19 protein-coding genes are annotated in these 20,176 nt (G+C 67.1%); 14 read left to right on the top strand and 5 right to left on the bottom strand.

The genetic code is table 11. The features are described 5' to 3' along the window. The first annotated feature begins 232 nt into the window (after positions 1 to 232). From WFK36_RS08900 to WFK36_RS08865, 8 genes are all read left to right on the top strand, one after another. A complete protein-coding gene (locus tag WFK36_RS08900) occupies positions 233 to 820 on the top strand; it encodes an Rv1476 family membrane protein (RefSeq protein WP_336791379.1) in 588 nt (195 codons plus the stop codon). Positions 821 to 1,047: 227 nt separating this feature from the next. Then, positions 1,048 to 2,538, top strand: coding sequence for an NlpC/P60 family protein (locus WFK36_RS08895; protein ID WP_336791378.1), 1,491 nt, complete (start codon positions 1,048 to 1,050; stop codon positions 2,536 to 2,538). Between the two features lie 211 nt (positions 2,539 to 2,749). Further along, the gene (locus WFK36_RS08890; protein WP_223291433.1) at positions 2,750 to 3,826 is read left to right on the top strand and encodes an AAA family ATPase; all 1,077 of its coding nucleotides are present in this window, start codon (positions 2,750 to 2,752) and stop codon (positions 3,824 to 3,826) included. After that, positions 3,813 to 4,754 carry a DUF58 domain-containing protein gene (locus tag WFK36_RS08885; RefSeq protein WP_336791377.1) on the top strand — a complete coding sequence of 314 codons (942 nt, stop codon included), beginning with the start codon at positions 3,813 to 3,815 and terminating at the stop codon, positions 4,752 to 4,754. Before WFK36_RS08890 ends, WFK36_RS08885 begins: the two co-directional genes overlap by 14 nt. Continuing rightward, positions 4,751 to 5,743, top strand: a complete 993-nt coding sequence (locus tag WFK36_RS08880; protein ID WP_008377825.1) for a VWA domain-containing protein — start codon at positions 4,751 to 4,753, stop codon at positions 5,741 to 5,743. The genes WFK36_RS08885 and WFK36_RS08880 overlap by 4 nt, the downstream gene beginning before the upstream one ends. Before the next feature lie 77 nt (positions 5,744 to 5,820). Next, entirely contained in the window at positions 5,821 to 6,552 is a 732-nt protein-coding gene (gene fabG1 / locus WFK36_RS08875; RefSeq protein WP_008377824.1) for a 3-oxoacyl-ACP reductase FabG1, read from the top strand. Positions 6,553 to 6,592: 40 nt separating this feature from the next. Then, positions 6,593 to 7,426 carry an NADH-dependent enoyl-ACP reductase InhA gene (inhA, locus tag WFK36_RS08870; protein WP_008377823.1) on the top strand — a complete coding sequence of 278 codons (834 nt, stop codon included), beginning with the start codon at positions 6,593 to 6,595 and terminating at the stop codon, positions 7,424 to 7,426. A 1-nt stretch (position 7,427) separates the two neighbouring features. Further along, on the top strand, positions 7,428 to 8,495 hold the full coding sequence (locus tag WFK36_RS08865; protein ID WP_336791376.1) for a ferrochelatase: 1,068 nt from the start codon (positions 7,428 to 7,430) through the stop codon (positions 8,493 to 8,495). Here the strand turns inward: WFK36_RS08865 and WFK36_RS08860 are convergent. Beyond that, a complete protein-coding gene (locus WFK36_RS08860) occupies positions 8,476 to 9,273 on the bottom strand; it encodes a serine/threonine protein kinase (RefSeq protein WP_336791375.1) in 798 nt (265 codons plus the stop codon). The two genes, WFK36_RS08865 and WFK36_RS08860, sit on opposite strands and share 20 nt — an antisense overlap. A 60-nt stretch (positions 9,274 to 9,333) precedes the next feature. On the opposite strand from WFK36_RS08860, the gene WFK36_RS08855 reads away from it, so the two are divergent. Then, entirely contained in the window at positions 9,334 to 10,170 is an 837-nt protein-coding gene (locus tag WFK36_RS08855; protein ID WP_336791919.1) for a DUF3097 domain-containing protein, read from the top strand. An 84-nt stretch (positions 10,171 to 10,254) separates the two neighbouring features. Here the strand turns inward: WFK36_RS08855 and WFK36_RS08850 are convergent, their stop codons facing one another. From WFK36_RS08850 to WFK36_RS08835, 4 genes are all read right to left on the bottom strand, one after another. After that, the gene (locus WFK36_RS08850) at positions 10,255 to 10,755 is read right to left on the bottom strand and encodes a hypothetical protein (protein ID WP_336791374.1); all 501 of its coding nucleotides are present in this window, start codon (positions 10,753 to 10,755) and stop codon (positions 10,255 to 10,257) included. 10 nt (positions 10,756 to 10,765) lie between these two features. Beyond that, entirely contained in the window at positions 10,766 to 11,332 is a 567-nt protein-coding gene (locus tag WFK36_RS08845; protein ID WP_336791373.1) for a hypothetical protein, read from the bottom strand. Beyond that, the gene (locus tag WFK36_RS08840) at positions 11,329 to 11,913 is read right to left on the bottom strand and encodes a hypothetical protein (RefSeq protein ID WP_336791372.1); all 585 of its coding nucleotides are present in this window, start codon (positions 11,911 to 11,913) and stop codon (positions 11,329 to 11,331) included. Before WFK36_RS08840 ends, WFK36_RS08845 begins: the two co-directional genes overlap by 4 nt. A 92-nt stretch (positions 11,914 to 12,005) precedes the next feature. Further along, a complete protein-coding gene (locus tag WFK36_RS08835) occupies positions 12,006 to 12,629 on the bottom strand; it encodes a TVP38/TMEM64 family protein (protein WP_336791371.1) in 624 nt (207 codons plus the stop codon). Between the two features lie 187 nt (positions 12,630 to 12,816). Here WFK36_RS08835 and WFK36_RS08830 point away from each other — a divergent pair, with 187 nt between their 5' ends. The 5 genes from WFK36_RS08830 (at position 12,817) to WFK36_RS08810 (ending at position 20,166) form a co-directional block, all read left to right on the top strand. Beyond that, positions 12,817 to 14,703: a methylmalonyl-CoA mutase family protein gene (locus WFK36_RS08830; RefSeq protein ID WP_336791370.1), complete on the top strand. Its 1,887-nt coding sequence runs from the start codon at positions 12,817 to 12,819 to the stop codon at positions 14,701 to 14,703. A 5-nt stretch (positions 14,704 to 14,708) separates the two neighbouring features. Beyond that, positions 14,709 to 16,949 (top strand): methylmalonyl-CoA mutase, encoded by a 2,241-nt coding sequence (gene scpA / locus WFK36_RS08825; RefSeq protein ID WP_336791369.1) that lies wholly within the window; start codon positions 14,709 to 14,711, stop codon positions 16,947 to 16,949. After that, on the top strand, positions 16,946 to 17,944 hold the full coding sequence (meaB, locus tag WFK36_RS08820) for a methylmalonyl Co-A mutase-associated GTPase MeaB (protein ID WP_336791368.1): 999 nt from the start codon (positions 16,946 to 16,948) through the stop codon (positions 17,942 to 17,944). The genes scpA and meaB overlap by 4 nt, the downstream gene beginning before the upstream one ends. A 114-nt stretch (positions 17,945 to 18,058) precedes the next feature. Further along, positions 18,059 to 19,117 carry an iron chelate uptake ABC transporter family permease subunit gene (locus WFK36_RS08815; RefSeq protein WP_336791367.1) on the top strand — a complete coding sequence of 353 codons (1,059 nt, stop codon included), beginning with the start codon at positions 18,059 to 18,061 and terminating at the stop codon, positions 19,115 to 19,117. After that, complete coding sequence (locus WFK36_RS08810; RefSeq protein ID WP_336791366.1) at positions 19,114 to 20,166, top strand: FecCD family ABC transporter permease; 1,053 nt, start codon at positions 19,114 to 19,116, stop codon at positions 20,164 to 20,166. Before WFK36_RS08815 ends, WFK36_RS08810 begins: the two co-directional genes overlap by 4 nt. Positions 20,167 to 20,176: the final 10 nt, after the last annotated feature.

Genomic DNA, 20,176 nt, shown 5'->3' with positions numbered 1-20,176 from the left:
ACTCTGATCTCTGCTGGCCGCCGACGGGCTGCGTCGACGGAAGTTTGTGAAGTGTCGCGACCTGCGGACGGGCCGGCCCGCGTCGCCACGCCTCCATCCTAGCAGTACGGCCGTACTGGTTCGTGCAGAACGGTGTACTCGACGCGCCGAGTTCACCTGAGCGTCGGACATGGGGGAGTCCTGACGTATTCTTCGAGCCGATATCGCTCACGCCACGAGAGGACGCAAGACCATGAGCCCGGAACCGGTCGTGTTCACAGTAGCGTCCCCCGATCCGGTCGGCGGACGTCCCGCTGACAAATGGTCGAGCCTCGACATGCCCGCGATCATCAAACAGTTGACGGCGACTGGCGTGTCCGCCCCCGACGATCAGTCCGGCGAACTGACCGCGCTCGTGAAAGAGGCGAAGGCCGACGGGCACGACCTGTTCGTCCTTGTCACCGACCAGCACTTCTCGCCCTTCACCGTCTACCGCGACATCGCGCAGGAATTGCAGCAGACCACCGGCGGCACGGTTCTGGTGTTCGGTCCGGGTGGGATGGGCACGGCATCCACCGACTTCTCCCGCGTCGAGCTCGAGGACGGCACGTCCGAGGTGCACGCCGGGGCGAGCGCGCCGCAGGCGGCGCGTGAGATCTATGAGAAGGCCGTCGATCCGAACGTCAACTGGACGCTGGTGACCATCGCGCTGATCGTCGTCGTGGTGATCGGAGCCGTCATCGCGCGTGTGCGTGGCCGCGCCTCCGTCGACGACGGAACAGAGCCGACGCCCGCAGCCGACGGAACCGACGTGGACAACGAAGCGACTCCCGCGACTTGATCTGTCCGACTTGAGGCATCTGTTCGGCTGACACCCGGTCGCCGGGTCCGTTACTCAACTGTGACGACATCGAATGTGGTCGTCTTTCGTGCTGCTCACTCGCATTTCCGCAGGTAATCACGCCTTTGTAATTCCGTGACACCAGTTTCCCGCGAGACTCCTGTGACGTACGGTGCAGGAGACACTTATGGTGTGCGGGGGACGGATGTTGAGGGAGATCACGGTACATGCGAGCTGATACGAGCACGCGATGGACGGCGCGCGGCTTCACGGTGGGCGCACTGGCACTGACGAGCCTGCTCGTCGCCGGTCCGGCCATCGCCGAACCCAACAAGTCGAACCCGATCGCATCACTGATCAACGAGATCGCCGACGTAGACCAGACACTGTCCGACCTGGCGGGTGCTGTCGCCGTCAAACAGGAGAACGTGAACCGCGCCCTGGTGGACTTCCAGAACGCGGTGGCCGCGCAGCAGGTCGCGGTCTCCGCCAATCGCGGAGCAAAGGTATCGCTCGACAAGGTGGGCTCTCTCGTCGAAGAAGCCCAGCGCGACTTCGACAAGTTCATCCGCTCGGTGTACCGCCAGGGCAACAACGAAGGCGCGATGACCAAGTACGTCGCGTCCGACGATCCGCAGAAGATCCTCGACCAGATGACTGCCGTCGATCAGGTGTCGCGCCAGCAGCAGGGTGTGATCCGCAGACTTCAAGTGGCGCGGAACCAACAGGCCAACCGGGTCGCCGCGACGGAGGCGACAAAGCTGCAGGCCGACGCCGCAGCCCAAGACGCCGCCGCCCGACGGACCACAGCGGTCGACGCGTACAAGGCTGCGACCGGCGCAGTGAAGGATCAGCAGGCCAAACGCTCCACGCTGTTGCGTCAGCGCGACGACCTCGCAACCCAGCTCGCCAAACTCAAGGGCGTCCCGAAGCGCAGCGTCGATGCGCCCACGTCGGGCACCACATTGCCGAACATCGTCGCCGACGGCGTCGACAAGGCCATCAAGACGATCCCGGGTCGGCCGGTCGCAGGCGACGACGCCCTCGCACAGGCTGCGCAGGCCGCAGCGAAGCTGGCGGCAGACACCGGGCAGGCGCTGCTCGCGAGCCTCATCGGGCAGCAGCAGATCCCACATTCGAAACTGCTCGACGAACTCGGCATCGGCGGCACCAGTCCATTCGCCGAAGGCGACAACAACACGTTCACCCGCCTCGGCAACGGCTCGTTGGGCAGCCTGTTCAGCGGCAACGGCGCCACCCCGGGTGCTCCCGGACCGGTCAACCCCGGACTCAAGGGCGCACCGGCCATCGAGCTCGTCATCAACCGCATGAAGTCACAGCTCGGCGTCACGTACGCCTGGGGCGGCGGCGACGCCAACGGCCCGACGCTCGGCATCCGTGACGGCGGAGTCGCCGACAGCTACGGCGACTACCAGAAGGTCGGCTTCGACTGCTCGGGTCTGATGATCTACGGCTTCGCCGGTGTCGGCATCGACCTTCCGCACTACACGGGCTACCAGTACACATCGGGTCCCCAGGTGCCGCTGTCGGAGATGCGGCGCGGCGACATGATCTTCTTCGGGCCGAACGCCAGTGCTCACGTCGCCCTCATCCTCGGTGACGGCACGATGATTGAAGCCCCGCAGTCCGGCGACGTCGTCAAGATCTCCCCGGTCCGCACCGCAGGCGCGATGCCGATGGTCGTCCGTCTCCTCTGACCCCCCCCCGGGTCACCCCTCGACCCCTTGGTCGCTCCTAGGGCCCCCTTGGTCGCTCCTCGGCCCCCTGGGTAGCTCCTCGAGCGCAGTCGAGAGGCTACTGTGGTGAGCGACGAGAACGCGACGATCTTCAGGAGTAACACCCTTGACTTCAACGGACAGTCCGGATCTGGCTCTCACCGCCGAGGACACCAAGCTCCTCGAACGTGCGATGTACGAGGTCAAGCGGGTGATCGTCGGCCAGGACAAACTCGTCGAACGGATCCTCGTCGGGCTCCTCGCCAAGGGGCACATCCTCCTCGAAGGTGTGCCGGGTGTCGCGAAGACGCTCGCCGTCGAGACCTTCGCGACAGTTGTCGGCGGCAGCTTCTCGCGCGTCCAGTTCACGCCAGACCTGGTCCCCACCGACCTCATCGGCACGCGCATCTACCGCCAGGGCCGTGAGGAGTTCGACACCGAGCTCGGCCCGGTCGTCGCGAACTTCCTGCTCGCCGACGAGATCAACCGTGCACCGGCCAAGGTCCAGTCGGCCCTTCTGGAAGTCATGGCCGAGCGCCACGTCTCGATCGGCGGCACCACCTACCCGATGCCCGAGCCCTTCCTCGTGATGGCGACGCAGAACCCGATCGAGAACGAGGGCGTGTACCCGCTGCCGGAAGCGCAGCGCGACCGTTTCCTGTTCAAGGTGATCGTCGACTACCCCTCGGTCGAGGAGGAGCGCGAGATCGTCTACCGGATGGGCAACCAGCCGCCGTCGGCGTCGCCGGTCCTCGACCCGGAGACGACCCTGCTCCTGCAGCGCAAGGCCGCCAACGTGTTCGTCCACCATGCGCTTGTCGACTACGTGGTGCGGGTCATCAACGCCACGCGTCGCCCGGCCGAGGTCGGCTTGAGCGATGTCGAGCAGTGGCTCGCCTATGGCGCGTCGCCACGTGCCACCCTCGGCATCGTCGCTGCGGCTCGTGCCCTCGCGCTCATCAACGGTCGCGACTACGTGATCCCGCAGGACGTCGTCGAGGTGATCCCGGACGTCCTCCGGCATCGTCTGGTGCTCAGTTACGACGCGCTGGCCGACGAGGTGTCCGCCGAGCAGATCATCACCCGGATTCTGCAGACCATCGGTCTGCCGCAGGTCTCGGCGACGCCGGTGCCGCAGCCCGGTCAGCCGGTGCAGCCCGCGCCGGTCGCCGTGCAGCAGGTCCCGATCAGTCAGGCCCCGACTGCACAGGTGCAGGCGCCGCAGGTCCAGCAGCAGGGGCCGGATCAGCAGGGCCATGTCGGCCGATAGCGGCCTGCCGTCGTTCCACGACGGGACCCTCAGCGATCCAGCGCTCACCGCGGCACTCAAGTCACTCGAGCTGACCGTCCGGCGCAAGTTGGACGGCGTGCTGCAGGGCGAGCACCTCGGTTTGATCCCCGGTCCCGGCTCGGAGCCGGGGGAGGCCAGGCCGTACCAACCCGGCGACGACATCCGTCGCATGGAGTGGTCTGTGACCGCGCGAACATCGACGCCACACGTGCGTCAGATGATCGCCGATCGAGAACTCGAGACCTGGTTCGTCGTCGACGCGTCCGCCAGTCTCGACTTCGGATCGGGCACGCGGACCAAGCGTGACCTCGCCGTCGCGGCATGCGCTGCGATCGTCCACCTGACCGCAGGCGGCGGCAACCGCCACGGCGCGATCATCGTGACGGGTGACGACATCGTCCGCCTGCCCGCACGTTCCGGCCGCGCGCACGACCGCGCGCTCCTCAAGGCTGTGGCGACCACTCACCGCAGCAACACCGGCGTTCGAGGCGACCTCGACGCAGGCTTGGAGGCGCTTCGACGTCCGATGCGACGTCGGGGACTCGCGGTGGTCGTCAGCGACTTCCTCGGCCCGATCGACTGGGACCGTTCGCTCCGCGCGATCGGCGCGCACCACGAACTGCTCGGCGTGGAAGTGCTCGATCCGCGCGATGTGGAGCTTCCCGACGTCGGGCAACTGACGCTGCGTGACGCCGAGTCGGGCGAGATGCTCGACGTCGATGCGACACCGCGTCTGCGTGCGGACTACGCGGCGGCGGCCGCGGAGCATCGTGGCCAGGTGCAGCGTGCGTTCCGCAGCAGCGGCGGCCCGGTGCTGTCGTTGCGGACCGACCGCGACTGGCTGTCGGACACGGTGAGGTTCGTCGGCGAGCGCCGCCGGGGCATGGCGGCCGGGGTCGCCCGATGAACGATCTCTTCGCCCACCCGTGGTGGCTGGCGTCGATTCTGCTCGTCGTCGCTCTGATCGCGGCCTACGTCTTCGTGTTGCGGCGTCGGAAGGCGAGGTCGTTCAGATTCGCGAATCTCGACGTCCTCAAGTCCGTCGCGCCCGGGAAGACGGACCGTTTTCGGCATGTGCCGTTCGCGATCCTCGCCGTCGGGCTTCTGTTGTTGACGATCGCTATGGCCGGGCCGATCGCCGAACGTGACGTCGCCCGCAATCGCGCGACCGTAGTGCTGGTGGTCGACGTATCGCAGTCGATGAAGTCGACTGACGTCGCGCCCAGTCGATTGCAGGCAGCACAGGCCGCAGGCAAACGATTCGCCGACGACCTGACCGACGGCATCAACCTCGGACTGGTCGCATTCGCAGGCACCGCGTCGACGCTTGTGTCGCCGACGCCCGATCACGATGCGACGAAGAAGGCCCTCGACAATCTGAAGCTCGCTGAGAAGACGGCCACCGGCGAAGGCATCTTCGCGGGGCTGCAGCTGATTCAGACGTTGAATGCTGCCCTCGGCGGCGATTCGGCGGCGCCTCCGGCGCGGATCGTCCTGCTGTCGGACGGCAAACAGACCGTGCCAGACGACCCGGACGACCCGCGCGGCGGCTTCACAGCGGCGCGCAAGGCCAAGGAGAAGGGCGTGCCGGTGTCGACGATCTCCTTCGGCACGATGCACGGCACCGTCGAGATCGAGGGACCGAACGGCGGAGTCGACACCGTCGACGTGCCCGTCGACGACGAGTCGCTCCGGACCATCGCGAACCTGTCGGGTGGCGACTTCTTCACTGCGTCGAGTCTCGACGAACTCAATAAGGTGTACGCGACTCTGCAGAAACAGATCGGCTACGAACGTCAGCGCGGCGACAACTCCCGTCCGTGGCTGATCGCCGGCACGCTCCTGGCGATCCTCGGTTCGGTGGCCGCCTTGTTCCTCAACCGTCGGTTGCCCTGACCGAGTAGAGCACTCCGACCCACCGCTGTGTGACTGCTTTCGCAGTCACGTACTCATCTGAGATAGGTTGATCAACCATGGCAGACTCCATCATTCCCGAGCAGACTTCGCGTTCGGTCCTCGTCACCGGCGGTAACCGCGGCATCGGCCTGGCCGTCGCCAAGCGTCTCGCGGCAGACGGACACAAGGTGGCCGTCACCCACCGCGGGTCGGGCGCTCCGGAGGGGCTGTTCGGTGTGCAGTGCGACGTCACCGACACCGCTTCCGTCGAGCGTGCGTTCGCCGAGGTCGCCGAACACCAGGGCCCGGTCGAAGTCCTCGTCGCGAATGCGGGCATCGACGACAACATGCTCCTCATGCGTCTGTCGGAGGAGAGCTTCATCAAGGTGATCGACGCGAACCTGACGGGTGCTTTCCGTTGTGCGAAAGCCGCCACCAAGGGAATGCAGCGAGCGAAGTTCGGCCGCATGATCTTCCTCGGTTCGGTCGTCGCGACATCGGGAGTCCCCGGTCAGGCGAACTACGCCGCGTCCAAGGCCGGCCTGATCGGCCTCGCCCGTTCGATCGCCCGTGAACTCGGCTCGCGCAACATCACGGCGAATGTCGTTGCGCCCGGCTTCATCGAGACCGATATGACCGCGGGCATGGAGGACCGGTACATCGAGATGGCGAAGCAGGCGATCCCGCTCGGCCGGACCGGCAAGCCCGAAGACGTCGCCGCTGCGATCAGCTTCCTCGCCTCGGACGAGGGCGGATACGTGACCGGAGCCGTGCTGCCCGTCGACGGCGGCATGGGCATGGGCCACTGAACACCTTCCCTCATCATCACCTCGGACTAGGAGCAATCACGTGACCGGCATCCTCGCAGGCAAGACAGTTCTCGTCACCGGCATCATCACGGACGCGTCCATCGCGTTCCACACCGCCAAGGTGGCGCAGGAGCAGGGCGCGACGGTGATCATCACCGGCATTCCCGAGCGTCTGCGTCTGATCGACCGCATCGCCAAGCGTCTGCCTCAGGAGGTGCCGCCCGCGATTCCGCTCGACGTCACCGATGAGGAGAGCCTCGGTGCGCTCGCCGACAAGCTCCGCGAGCTCGCACCGCAAGGCATCGACGGCGTGGTCCACTCGATCGCCTTCGCTCCGAAGACCCTGATGGGACCCGATGCGGTGCCGTTCCTCGAAGGACCGGGCCCCGACGTGTCACGCGCGTTCGAGATCTCGGCGTGGAGCTATGCCTCCCTCGCCCGGGCTGCACTGCCCGTGATGAACGAGGGCGGTTCCATCGTCGGCATGGACTTCGACCCGCGCACGGCGATGCCGGACTATAACTGGATGGGCGTGGCGAAGGCCGCATTGGAGTCGGTCAACCGGTATGTGGCACGCGAGGTCGGTGAGGCGAAGCGCGTCCGCTCCAACCTCGTCGCCGCCGGCCCGATCAAGACGCTTGCGGCCAAGGCGATCTCGGGTACCGCGACCGACGATGCGAAGAAGCTGAACATGCTCAACGAGTACTGGGACGGCGCATCGCCCATCGGCTGGAACGTCGACGATCCGGGTGTGGTCGGCACGAGCGTCTGCGCGCTGCTGTCGGACTTCCTGCCGGCCACCACTGGTTCGATCGTGTACGTCGACGGCGGCGCAAGCCACAACACGTGGTTCCCGGACGACTTCCTCAGCTGACGTGAGTGACTCGTCGAAGGACGGCAGTGCGTTCGACGCGCTGCTGTTCCTCTCGTTCGGCGGCCCCGACAAGCCCGAGGACGTCCGACCGTTCCTGGAGAATGTGACCCGCGGTCGCGGCGTGCCGCCCGAGCGGCTCGACGAAGTGGTTGAGCATTACCTCCACTTCGGCGGAGTGTCGCCGATCAACCGGCTCAATCTCGACATGATCGATGCGCTCCGCTCGGAACTCGACCGCCGCGGCCGCACGGACCTGCCGATCTACTTCGGCAACCGCAACTGGCATCCGCTGGTCGAAGACACTGTGTCGACAATGGTCGACGACGGTCACCGCCGGATCCTGGTGTTCCCGACCTCCGCCTGGGGCGGCTACTCCGGGTGCCGCCAGTATCACGAGGACATTGCCGCGGCGCTTCCTGAGTCGTCGGATCTGCTCCTTCGCAAGCTCCCGCACTTCGCGGAGGAGCCTGCCTTCCGAGGAGCCGTGGCCGACGCGGTCCGAGCCGCGTTCGGCGGTTTCGAGGACGGCCCGGCACCACGGCTGGTGTTCACAGCTCACTCGATCCCGGAGTCGGCTGATCGAGCTGCCGGTCCGGCCTCCGACGGCGGCTATCTGTACTCGCGTCAGGTCGCCGCCGCTTCGGCGGCAGTGGCGGAGGCGGTCGGTGCCGACGACTTCGACGTCGTGTGGCAGTCGAGGTCGGGTCCGCCGCAGGTTCCTTGGCTCGAGCCGGACATCTGCGATCACCTCCGCGCGCTGTCCGACGACGGCGTGTCTCGAGTTGTGGTGTGCCCGATCGGTTTCATCTCCGATCACCTCGAAGTTGTGTGGGACCTGGACTCGGAGGCGGCTGATGTCGCCGCCGAACTGGGCATGGAGTATGTCCGCGTGCCGACGGCCGGTACCTCCGCGCGTTTCATCGCTCTCATCGCCGATCTGGTCGAGCGGTACGTCGACGGCGGGGGAGACCTCACCGTCCTCGGTTGCGGGGACAATGGCACCGCGTGTCGACCCGACTGCTGTGTCCCGGTCCGTCGCCCCGGCAAGGCTACCGCCGATAGTCGGTGATCAGCGTGTTGATCGCGGCCGTGCGTGCCGTGCGCGTGAGTGATGTCAGGCGCCGGAGTCGGTCGTCGGCGACGGTCGACTGAGCGCCGCTGACACCGAGTGTCCCGACGCCCGCCAACTGGACGATCGCGTCGATCTGCGCGGCAGCTGCGAGAACACGGTCCACGCGGGGGTTGTCGTGGGGCGGGAGGTCGAGCCGACGCGCCTCGGTCATGGCGGCGAGGGCGTCGCGAAGGTCGGCCGGGGTACTTGGACGTGCGCCCGACAGTCCAGCGATGATCTGCGCCGCTTCGCCGACCGCCTCCCGGAGGTCGTATTCGAGTTCACCGAGCGGCAGGTCGGACGACAGCCGATCCACTGCGACGGCCGTCGTGAGCCTGCTCAGCTCCCACCTGCAGCGCTCGGGCGTACCGCGTGCGATCAGTCCCAGCGCGAGTGCCGGGCCGTCGGATCCGGCCGGTCGGTCGTCGATCAGCAGGATCTCGCCCGTTGTCATCGCAGAGTCAGTCACAGTCCCCGGAGGGAGACCCTGAGCGTCGCCCGCGGCAGGCATCCGGACGGCGACGTGAGCGTTTGCTGCGACGAGATCGAGCAGTTCGAGGACGTCACCGGTGTGCACGTCGTCGGACGGTCCGTCTACCTCGTGCGCCTGTGCGTAATCGTGGAGAGTGTGCAGGACGTCGTCGGGAGCGCAGCGGCCGGCATCGCGCGCCGCAGCCCACACGGCGAGTGCCGAGACGGGCCATGCGCGCATGGTGGAGATCGAGGAAGTGGTCATCGCCCATCCACGGTACGCGTCGGTCCGCGAGAAGCCGACAGACTAGTGTGGGCGATCGTGATGGACGATCGATACGGCCGCGACGTGTTGGCCTCCCCGCGGAAGACCAAGCCGAAGGCGCCCGAGGTGGCCGCTGAGCGTGATCTGGTCGTCGAGGACGCCGGAACCGGGTTCTGTGGTGCCGTCGTCGGCATGGAGAAGAGCTACGCGGGCGACATGGTCCGACTCGAGGACCGTCATGGTCGGACACGGGTGTTCCACATGTATCCGGCCGCCTTCCTGATCGACGGCAAAGCCGTCACGCTGGTCCGTCCGAAGGGACGCGGGCCCAACGCGCCGGAGACCATTCAGACCGCGTCCGGGTCGCGGGCTCTCCCGAAGCAGCGGGCCAGGACGGCGCGTGCCAGCCGGATCTTCGTGGAAGGCGTGCACGACGCGACGCTTGTCGAGCGCGTGTGGGGCGACGATCTGCGAGCCGAAGGCGTGGTGGTGGTCAGCCTCGACGGACTCGACAATCTGGACGACGCATTGGCGGAGTTCGAGCCTGCGCCGCACCGCCGCGCAGGTGTGCTCGTCGATCACCTCGTCGCCGGGTCGAAGGAGGCCAGGCTCACGAAGGAGGTCGGCGAGAACGTCCTCGTGTGCGGTCACCCGTATATCGACGTCTGGGAGGCGGTGAAACCCGCCTCGGTCGGCATCTCCGCCTGGCCGACGATCCCGCGTGGCACGGACTGGAAAACGGGCATCTGCGACGAGCTGGGATGGGGCGAACCGCGAGACGGTTGGCGGCGGGTGCTGGCCGGAGTCAAGAACTTCCGCGATCTCGAGGTGCCGCTCCTGCGGAGTGTGGAAGAGCTGATCGACTTCGTGACCGTCGGGCCGGACGTCACGAGCTAGCGTCGTTCAAGGTTCCCCGATTCTGGTGAATTGTCGAGCGGCGGGCCCCGATCCGCTGATTCCGGGGAACCTTAGACGGCGACGCTACTTCTCGCCGTAGGCGCGGTCGCCGAGCAGCGCGTCGAGGAAGGCGATGAACGCGTCGGCGGCAGGTGCCGAGACGAACTCGGCGATGTCGCGGGGCTCCTCGTCCGGATTGAGCAGCCCGAACACGTCACCGTCGGTGCTGGGGAGCACCCACAGTCGGCGAGTTCCCGGACCGGTGAGCCGGACTGCCGGGTCGGGATCGTCCACGACTTCGGTCGGAGCGATCCATTCCACTCCGGGATGGTCGGCATCGGCATCCGACAGGATCGTGTCGCCGCCGATCCGCAGGTGTTCGGGCATCGCGACGAGATGGGCGATGAGCTTCGCGATGCGACGAGCCGACTCCTCGTCGTAAGCGAAGGCCAATGCGTCCCAGTCGCCCGAGTCGTTGTAGATGAGCGCGTACTGGCCGTCGTTCGCCGCGACTGCGACGTGTGCGGTCACCTCATCCGGCAGCGTCGCCGTCCACCGTCCGATGATCTCGGTCCTGTTGCTCACGACCGAGACTCTACGTTCCGAGGAGATACCCGATTCCGGCGACCGCACATGACCACAACACGGAGGCGAATGTGCCGAGGATGAACTGTTCGCTCGCGTGGGGTGCGCGGAGTTCGGAGAATCGGGCGAGGCTCTTGACTGCGAGGATGACCGGAATGCCTTCGGGCCAGCCGAGCAGGAGGCAGGCGGCGACTCCGGTGCGCTCGAGGACACCGATGATCCGTCCCCCGCGCAGCGGTGGGACGTCTCCCGATTGTGCGTCGTCGTCGTGATTGTCGGCGCGCGTCGGGATGCCTCCCGCTGCGAGGACGAGGCGGACGACGCTGCTGCCGGTGACGGCGGCGGCGATCACCGTGAGGACGGCGCCGGCGACGAGTTCGGCTCCGACGACTTCGTCTGCGACTGCGGCTTCGATCGCGCCGGCGATCAGCAGGATCACGACGATCGACGCGGAGGCGAAGTCGACCATCAGGACCGATGTGTCCGATGCGGTCTGGTCGGCCGCCCGCCTGGACCGCAGTGCTGAGCCTCCGACAGCGACGACGATGGCCGCGGCGAGCAGGATGATCGTGATCACGGCTGGCCCTCCACCGCGGTGAGTGCCGCGGCGACGAGTGCTTCGCCGGGCAACTGGGTGTCCCATGCGGCGGCCTGGAGTCGAGACGACATGGCTTGCGGGGAGATGTTCAAGGCTGCCGCCCCCTGTTGCTGGGTGACGCCGGTCCGCATCAGCGCGACGGCTTCTCGGCCCGCCTCGGAGCGAGAGGTCATGGTGTCAAGGAGTAGGGCTGCGGCTGTCTGCGCATGCTGTGACCACGGGGATCCGCCGACGACGCGGAGGCGGCGGCGGTCGCGTTTGGCGGCTTCGACGGCCTCGCGGGCCGCTTCGAACGCTGGACCGCGACCTGCTCGCGTGGTCTGTGGCAATGGCTGGTCGACCAGACCCACGCCGATTCCCACCGTCCAGTGGCCGGACGCGGCGATGTCGAGGGCGATCGGAACGAGAGCGCTCGCATCGTCGAACACGGCTTGGACTTCGTCGCCTGCCGTCCGGTCGAATGGACGGACGGTGCACGCGTCGGCGTACTGCGCGATCAGGTCGGGGACTCGGTCGCGGTCGGTTCGGCTGCTGCGTTGGTCGATGGTCATGACGAACATGAGATCAAGCCTATATCTTTGATTGATTCACAATCAATGACTTTGACTTGATTTGATGGGGATCAAGTCTGTGGGCTTCAGGGCGGCATCGTCTACACGGGTAGCCGTGAGTCGACAATCAGTCCGACCACACCGACCGCGAACAGGCAGCCCGACAGGACGAGCATCATCGGGTTCGTCTTGCCTGTGAGCGCGTCGCCGAGGAACACCACGGCGGCTGTGCCCGGGGCGGATCCGAGCACGGTGGCCGCCAGATACGGGCCGGGTCGGATCGAGGACAGGCCGGAGAGATAATTCACAAGCGAGAACGGCGCCGCCGGAATCAGCCGAAGTGAGCCGACGGCGAACCATCCGCGTCGTTCGAGCCTGAGCTCGACAGTCTCGACCACTGGCTTGGCCAGCCACGGCTGGACTCGTTCACGACCGAGGCGACGAGCCAGATGGAACGCGACGCTCGCCGCAACGGTGGCCGCGGCGAGCGATCCAATGAATCCGACCACCGGCCCGAACAGCACGCCGGACATCACGGTGAACGTGGATCGGGGGATCGGCCCTATCGTCACGACCGCGTATGCGACGAAGAACACGGCCACGAACCATGGGCCGAGTGTGTCGGACCAGTCACGGGCCTGGCCGATGGACGGCAGCGGTACAAAGTATGCGCCGGCAAGAACGCCGACGACCACGACGAGGCCGACTACGGCACGACCGGTCACCCGGCGTCGTTGTGCTGTGACCTCGGGAGAGACGGCGGGGGACGCCGATTGTGATGAAGGCTGTGCATCAGGGCGCATCAAGTGGAATTCTACGTCGTGGGTCACAGCCCGATTGACCGCCCGAGCGATCGATCGGTTACTGTGCCTGTGACACGTTCCAATTCCCGTCAAACGGAAGGCCCTGACCATGACGGCAGGTGAGAAGCCGGTGGCCCCGGACCTCGACGACCAGTTGAACCAGGCGTACGACCGCTGGACGACGGCAGCCGCAGGGGTGCTGGCGAAGTCGGCACGGGTGACGCCCGCCGAGTTGCCCGACACTCCCGAGGCGATGCTCTCGACGGACACCCGCGACGGTGTCGCCGTCCGCCCGCTGTACACACGGCGAGACGAGACCGCCGAGGTCGGCGCGCCGGGTTCGTTCCCATTCGTCCGCGGCGCGGATCCCGCGCGCGACGTGACCCAGGGCTGGCGCGTCACCGAACGATTCGGCGACGACGACGTCGATGCGGCGTCGGTGAACGAGTCGATCCTCGACGCCGCCGCGAACGGCACCAGTGGTCTGTGGCTGTCCGTCGCCGCCGACGACCTCGCCGCCGCTCTGCAGGGCGTCTACCTCGATTTGATGCCGGTGACACTCGATGCAGGCGCGGACGGGCTGGCCGCGGCCCGCGCGTTCCTCGCAACGCTCGACGCCGCTCCGGACGCACCCGAGACCGCGCCGACCACGGCCGCGACCACACACAGCCTCGGGCTGTCGCCGTACACCGCGCAGTTCTCGGGACGGCCGACAGTCGCCGCGGCCGATGCCGCAGCACTCGCCGCACAGGTCCCCGCAGGCGTCCGCACCTTCCGCGTGGACGGAACCGACTTCGCGCAAGCGGGGGCATCGAACGCGCAGGAGCTCGGACTTCTCGTGGCAGCTGCAGTTGCGCATGTCCGTGACGCCGTCGACGCCGGACTGGACACGGCATCGGCCCTCGAGCAGATCACCTTCGCAGTGTCCGTCGACGACGACCAGTTCGCGGGCATCGCCAAGCTCCGTGCCCTCCGCACCGTCTGGGCGCGTGTCTCCGACGTCCTCGGCGCCCGGGAGTCCGGTGCCGCCATCACCCATGCGGTCACCGACCTCTCGATGTTCACTCAGCGCGACCCGTGGGTGAACATGCTGCGCAGCACCATCGCCGCGTTCGGCGCGGGAGTCGGCGGCGCCGACCAGGTGACCGTCCACACTTTCGACGCGGCGATTCCGCTCGACGCACGGATGTCGCGCACATCGTTCACCCGTCGCATCGCGCGCAACACCCAGCTTCTGCTGCTCGAAGAGTCGAACCTGGGCCGTGTCCTCGATCCGGCAGGCGGATCCTGGTACGTCGAGTCGTTGACGAGCGACCTCGCCGCAGCCGCGTGGGACGTCTTCACCGCGATCGAGAAGCAGGGCGGATACCTCGCGGCCCTCGAGTCCGGTGCGATCAGCGATCAGGTCGAGGAAGCCCTCGCCGCTCGTGAGAAGGCCGTCGCACACCGCAAGGCGCCGATCACCGGTGTCAGCGAGTTCCCGAACCTGGGCGAGCCGACGCTGGCCGCAGGATCAGCTGACTCGGGCGACGTCCCGACGGCGACTCCGCGCCTCGCGCGCGTCGCACGACACTTCGAGGCACTCCGCGACCGCGCGGACACCGAGTCGACGCGGCCGAGTGTGCTGCTGCTTCCGCTCGGCTCCGTGGCCGAACACAACGGTCGGACCACGTTTGTCGCGAACCTGCTGGCGGCGGGTGGAATCGACGCGGTCAACCCCGGCCCGCTGAGCCCCGACACCGTCGGCGCCGCCGTCGCCGCCAACCCGGCGTCGATCGCTGTGCTGTGCGGAACCAAGGCGCGGTACGCCGATGAGGGCCTCGCCGCAGCCGATGCCGCCCGAGCCGCCGGAGTCGAGCGTGTCCTGCTCGCCGGACCTGAGCGTGAATGGCCCGCCGATTCCGGCATCGACGGTTCGCTGCGGGTCGGCATCGACGCCGTCGCCGTCCTCACCGAACTGCTCGACTCCCTCACGACAGCCCGAGAAGGAGCGTGAATCCCATGAGCGACACCACGATTCCAAGTTTCGCCGACGTTGAACTGACGCCGGCAGCTGCCGAAGTCGGCTCCGGCGACGCGCTGACAGCTCCGTTGGCGTCTGCACACGGCTACACGGCCGAACAGGTCACGTGGAGCACTCCGGAGCAGATCGACGTCCAGCCGGTGTACACCCGCGCCGATCGCGACGCGATCGCAGCCGACGGCGGGTACCCGCTCGACTCGATCCCCGGTGAGACGCCGTTCATCCGCGGCCCGTACCCGACGATGTACGTCAACCAGCCGTGGACGGTCCGTCAGTACGCGGGCTTCTCCACCGCAGCCGAGTCGAACGCCTTCTACCGCCGGAACCTCGCCGCAGGCCAGAAGGGCCTGTCGGTCGCCTTCGACCTGGCGACACACCGCGGCTACGACTCCGATCATCCGCGCGTCGCGGGCGACGTCGGCATGGCCGGAGTCGCCATCGACTCGATCCTGGACATGCGCCAGCTGTTCGACGGCATCGACCTCGGCAACGTCTCCGTGTCGATGACGATGAACGGCGCCGTGCTGCCGATCCTCGCGCTGTACGTCGTCGCCGCCGAAGAGCAGGGCGTACCGCCGGAGAAGCTTGCCGGAACCATTCAGAACGACATTCTGAAGGAGTTCATGGTCCGCAACACCTACATCTATCCGCCCGAGCCGTCGATGCGGATCATCTCGGACATCTTCGCGTTCACCAGCGCCAAGATGCCGAAGTTCAACTCGATCTCGATCTCCGGTTACCACATCCAGGAGGCCGGAGCGACGGCCGACTTGGAACTCGCGTACACCCTCGCCGACGGCGTCGACTACATCCGCGCCGGCCTCGCGGCCGGCCTGGACATCGACAAGTTCGCACCGCGTCTCTCGTTCTTCTGGGGCATCGGCATGAACTTCTTCATGGAGGTCGCGAAGCTCCGTGCCGCGCGACTGTTGTGGAGCGAACTCGTCGCCGAGTTCAACCCGAAGAACGCGAAGTCGCTGTCGTTGCGAACCCACTCGCAGACCTCCGGCTGGTCGCTGACCGCGCAGGACGTCTACAACAACGTGGCCCGCACCTGCGTCGAGGCGATGGCGGCGACACAGGGCCACACCCAGTCGCTGCACACGAACGCGCTCGACGAGGCGATCGCCCTGCCGACTGACTTCTCGGCCCGCATCGCCCGTAACACGCAGCTCCTGCTGCAGCAGGAGTCGGGAACCACGCGACCGATCGACCCGTGGGCGGGGTCGAACTACGTCGAGTGGCTCACCCACCAGCTCGCCGAGAAGGCGCGCGCGCACATCGCCGAGGTCGAGGCTGCCGGCGGCATGACCAAGGCCATCGAAGAGGGCCTGCCGAAGCTCCGCATCGAAGAGGCCGCAGCGCGCACCCAGGCCCGTATCGACTCCGGTCGCCAGCCGCTCATCGGCGTCAACAAGTACAAGGTGGCCGACGACGAGGAGATCGAGGTCCTCAAGGTCGAGAACTCGAAGGTGCGCGCCGAACAGCTCGCCAAGCTGGAGAAGCTGCGCGCCGAGCGCGACCAGTCCGCCGTCGACGCAGCCCTGGCCGAGCTCACTCGTGCCGCGGCCGACACCAGTGGCGGCATGGAGAACAATCTGATGGCGCTCGCCATCGATGCTGCGCGTCACGGCGCCACAGGTGGAGAGATCTCTGATGCGATGGAGAAGGTCTACGGTCGTCATCAGGCCGAGATCAAGACGATCAGCGGCGTCTACAAGAACGAGGCGGGTGACGCTGTGACCAACATCGACGACGCACTGGCCGTGGTCGACGAGTTCGCCGAAGCAGAGGGCCGTCGTCCCCGTGTCCTGGTCGCCAAGATGGGACAGGACGGCCACGACCGAGGACAGAAGGTGATCGCCACCGCGTTCGCCGACCTCGGATTCGACGTCGACGTGGGCCCGCTGTTCGCGACGCCGGAAGAGGTGGCGGCACAGGCTGCGGACAACGACGTCCACGTGGTGGGCGTGTCGTCGCTGGCGGCCGGTCACCTCACGCTGGTGCCCGCGCTCCGCGAGGCGCTGGCTGCGGTCGGTCGCGAGGACATCATGATCGTGGTCGGCGGCGTGATCCCCCCGGGCGACTTCGATGAACTGTACGAGGCGGGCGCCGCGGCGATCTTCCCGCCCGGCACGGTCATCGCCGACTCCGCGGTCGACCTCATCGGCAAGTTGGCCGACAAGCTGGGTCTGGAACTCGCGTCCCGGTCGGCATGAGTCCCGCAGGTGCCCGTAAGCCAGTGGATGTCGAAGCCTTGGCCGAAGGCGTCCTCGCCGGGCGGCGTGCCGACCTCGCGAGGGCGATCACGCTGGTGGAGTCCACCCGCACCGACCACCGCGAGGCGGCGCAGCGTCTGCTTCTGCAGTTGACGCCGCACGCCGGGAAGTCGTTCCGGGTCGGCATCACCGGTGTCCCCGGAGTCGGGAAGTCGACGACGATCGAAGCGCTCGGCATGCACTTGATCTCGCTGGGACACAAGGTGGCGGTGCTGGCCGTCGACCCGTCGTCGACTCGGACACGCGGCTCGATCCTCGGTGACAAGACTCGCATGGGCCAGCTCTCGGCGGCGCCGGAAGCGTATGTCCGGCCGTCGCCCACGTCGGGCACACTCGGCGGTGTCACCAAGGCGACGCGTGAGACGATCGTCCTCGTCGAGGCTGCGGGCTACGACGTGGTGCTCGTGGAGACGGTCGGCGTCGGTCAGTCGGAGGTCAGCGTCGCCAACATGGTGGACACATTCACCTTCCTGACGCTGGCCCGGACGGGCGATTCGCTGCAGGGCATCAAGAAGGGTGTGCTCGAACTCGCGGAGATCGTCGTCGTCAACAAAGCCGACGGCAAGCACATCAACGAGGCGCGTGGTGCGGCCCGCGAACTGCGGAACGCGTTGGGCTTCATCTACCCGCACGATGCTCTCTGGACACCGCCCGTCCTCACGATGAGCGCCATCGAGAAGACGGGCGTCGACGATTTCTGGAACTCCATCCTCAAGCACCGCGGCGTGCTGACCGAGGCAGGCCAGTTCGATCGGCGCCGCGCGAATCAGCAGGTGGACTGGATGTGGACGATGGTCCGCGAGTCCGTTCTGCACCGCATCGAGTCGGCTCCCGATGTCCGAGCGGCCCGCGCCGAGGTCGAAGCCGGTGTCCTCGACGGGACTCTGACTCCGACGCTCGCCGCCGAGCAGATCGTCCGCTCCGCCGGCTTCTGACATCCTCCCCGCTCGTCGCAGCGTGCGCATTCTCCTGCTCCGCGGCCGGCCGCGTCTCCGGGTTCGGAGGCGACCGGCGGAGGGCCGCTGCTTAGGGTCGCCTATCCTGATTGCGTGTCTGAAACACGGTCGGCACTGACCACTGAGACGAAGCCTGTGCAGTTCGCCGGGGCCGAGATCCGGCGGCGGCGCCGGATCGGTCTGGTCGCGGTGGTTGCACTCCTAGGCGTCGTGTGCCTCGCGAGCCTCGTCATCGGCACCGAGTTGGTGTCCCTCGGCACTGTGTGGCGAGCCGTCACCGACTACACGGACACCGGCGATGAATGGATAGTTCACGACCTGCGCATTCCGCGGACGCTGTTCGGAATAGTGGTCGGGATAGCTCTGGGGGTCAGCGGAGCCCTCATACAGGCCGTTTTTCGGAACCCGCTGGGGGACTCTCAGATCCTCGGTCTCAACTCGGGTGCGAGTCTTGCCGTCGTGGCCGCGATAGCCGTTTTCGGCTTCACGTCCGTCTGGTCGTACGTCTGGTTCGCATTCGTCGGCGCACTCGTCGCCATGGTTGTGGTGTATCTCGTCGCGACGGTGGGCACGGTCGCTGCGACCCCCGTCCGCCTGTTGCTGGCAGGTGTGGCGGTCGGAGCGATCATGGACGGCGTCTCCTTCACGATCCGCAACCGGAATCCTCGGGCCTTCGACTCGATGCGGTTCTGGGATGCGGGGACGTTGGACGGTCGTTCGGTCACTGTGTTGGCCGCCGTCGGTCCGTTCATCATCGTCGGCCTGGTTCTGGCGCTCGCCGTCAGTCGCACGCTCAACTCGGTCGCGCTCGGCGACGACCTCGCGACCGCGATGGGTGGGAGTGTCGCGCGAACGCAGGTCTGTTCGATCATCGCGATCACTCTCCTCGCGGGTGCGGCGACCGCGGCCGTCGGACCGATCGGTTTCGTCGGACTGATGGTCCCGCACATCGTCCGACGACTGACGGGCCCGGACTGGCGCTGGATTCTCGCGTACACCGTGGCTGCGGCACCCGCACTGTTGATCGCGGCCGATGTGATCGGCCGCCTCGTCGTTCGTCCCGCCGAACTGGCGGCCGGAATCGTGACGGCCTTCGTCGGCGCGCCCGTTCTGATCTGGCAGATCCGTCGACGCGCGGTGAGCGAGTCATGACCGGCATGCGAGACGGCACCGTGATCACGCTCGGGGCACGGGGGCGGTTGTCGATGCTCATCGCCAGACGGACGCTCGTGGTATTGGGGCTGATGGGTGTTGCGAGCGCGGTGCTAGCGGTGGTCGCTCTGGGTATCGGAGACTACGAGATCGCACCTCACGACGTGATCGGGGTCATGACGGGCCAGAACGTGTCGTTCGATCGGGTGGTGGTACTCGAGTGGCGCATGCCGAGGATCGTTACCGCGCTCCTGCTCGGAGCCGGGTTGGGGATGTCTGGAGCCATCTTTCAGGCCCTCACTGGGAATGCGTTGGGCAGCCCCGACATCGTCGGTTTCAGCTTCGGTGCGTACACCGGTGCGCTCGTCGTGATCGGTGTGATCGGCGGCGGTTACTACATGGTCGCGGGCGGCGCATTCGTGGGCGGGCTGGCAGTCGCTGCCGTCGTGTACTTGTTGTCCCGGAAGGACGGCGCAGTATCGGGTTTCCGGATGATCGTCGTCGGGATCGCGGTCAGCGCGGTCATGGCGTCGTTCAACCAGTGGATCATCATGCGAATCGACCTGCATCGGGCGATGGCGGCCGCCGTGTGGGCTCAGGGCACGTTGAACGGTATCGATTGGACTGTGGCGGTACCGGTTCTGGTGTGCACCTCTGTGCTCGCTCTACTTCTTGCGACCCTCGGGCGGTCGCTCGCGATGCTGCAGTTGGGTGACGACCTCGCGATGTCGCTGGGAGTTCAGGTTGAGCGAACGCGCGGGGCCTACTTCGTTCTCGGGGTGGCGATGGTGGCACTCGCCGCCGCGGCTGCCGGGCCGATCTCGTTCGTTGCGCTCGCTGCGCCGCAGATCGCGCGCAGACTGACCGGTGGTGCGGGTGTCGGGCTCGTCTCTTCGGCGGTGACGGGTGCGTTCGTCCTGCTGGTGAGTGACGTGATCGCGATCGCGGCGTTCTCGCCCGACGAGATTCCCGTCGGTGCGGTCACCGTGTGCATCGGTGGTGCGTACCTGGTGTACCTGCTGGTGTCCCAGGCTCGACGCGCACGGTGACCGCGCCGGT

It is taken from the genome of Gordonia malaquae (assembly GCF_037148075.1).
GTDB classification, from domain to species: domain Bacteria; phylum Actinomycetota; class Actinomycetes; order Mycobacteriales; family Mycobacteriaceae; genus Gordonia; species Gordonia malaquae.
Note: the sequence above shows the minus strand (reverse complement) of the source record. Positions and strands in the feature narration are given on the sequence as shown.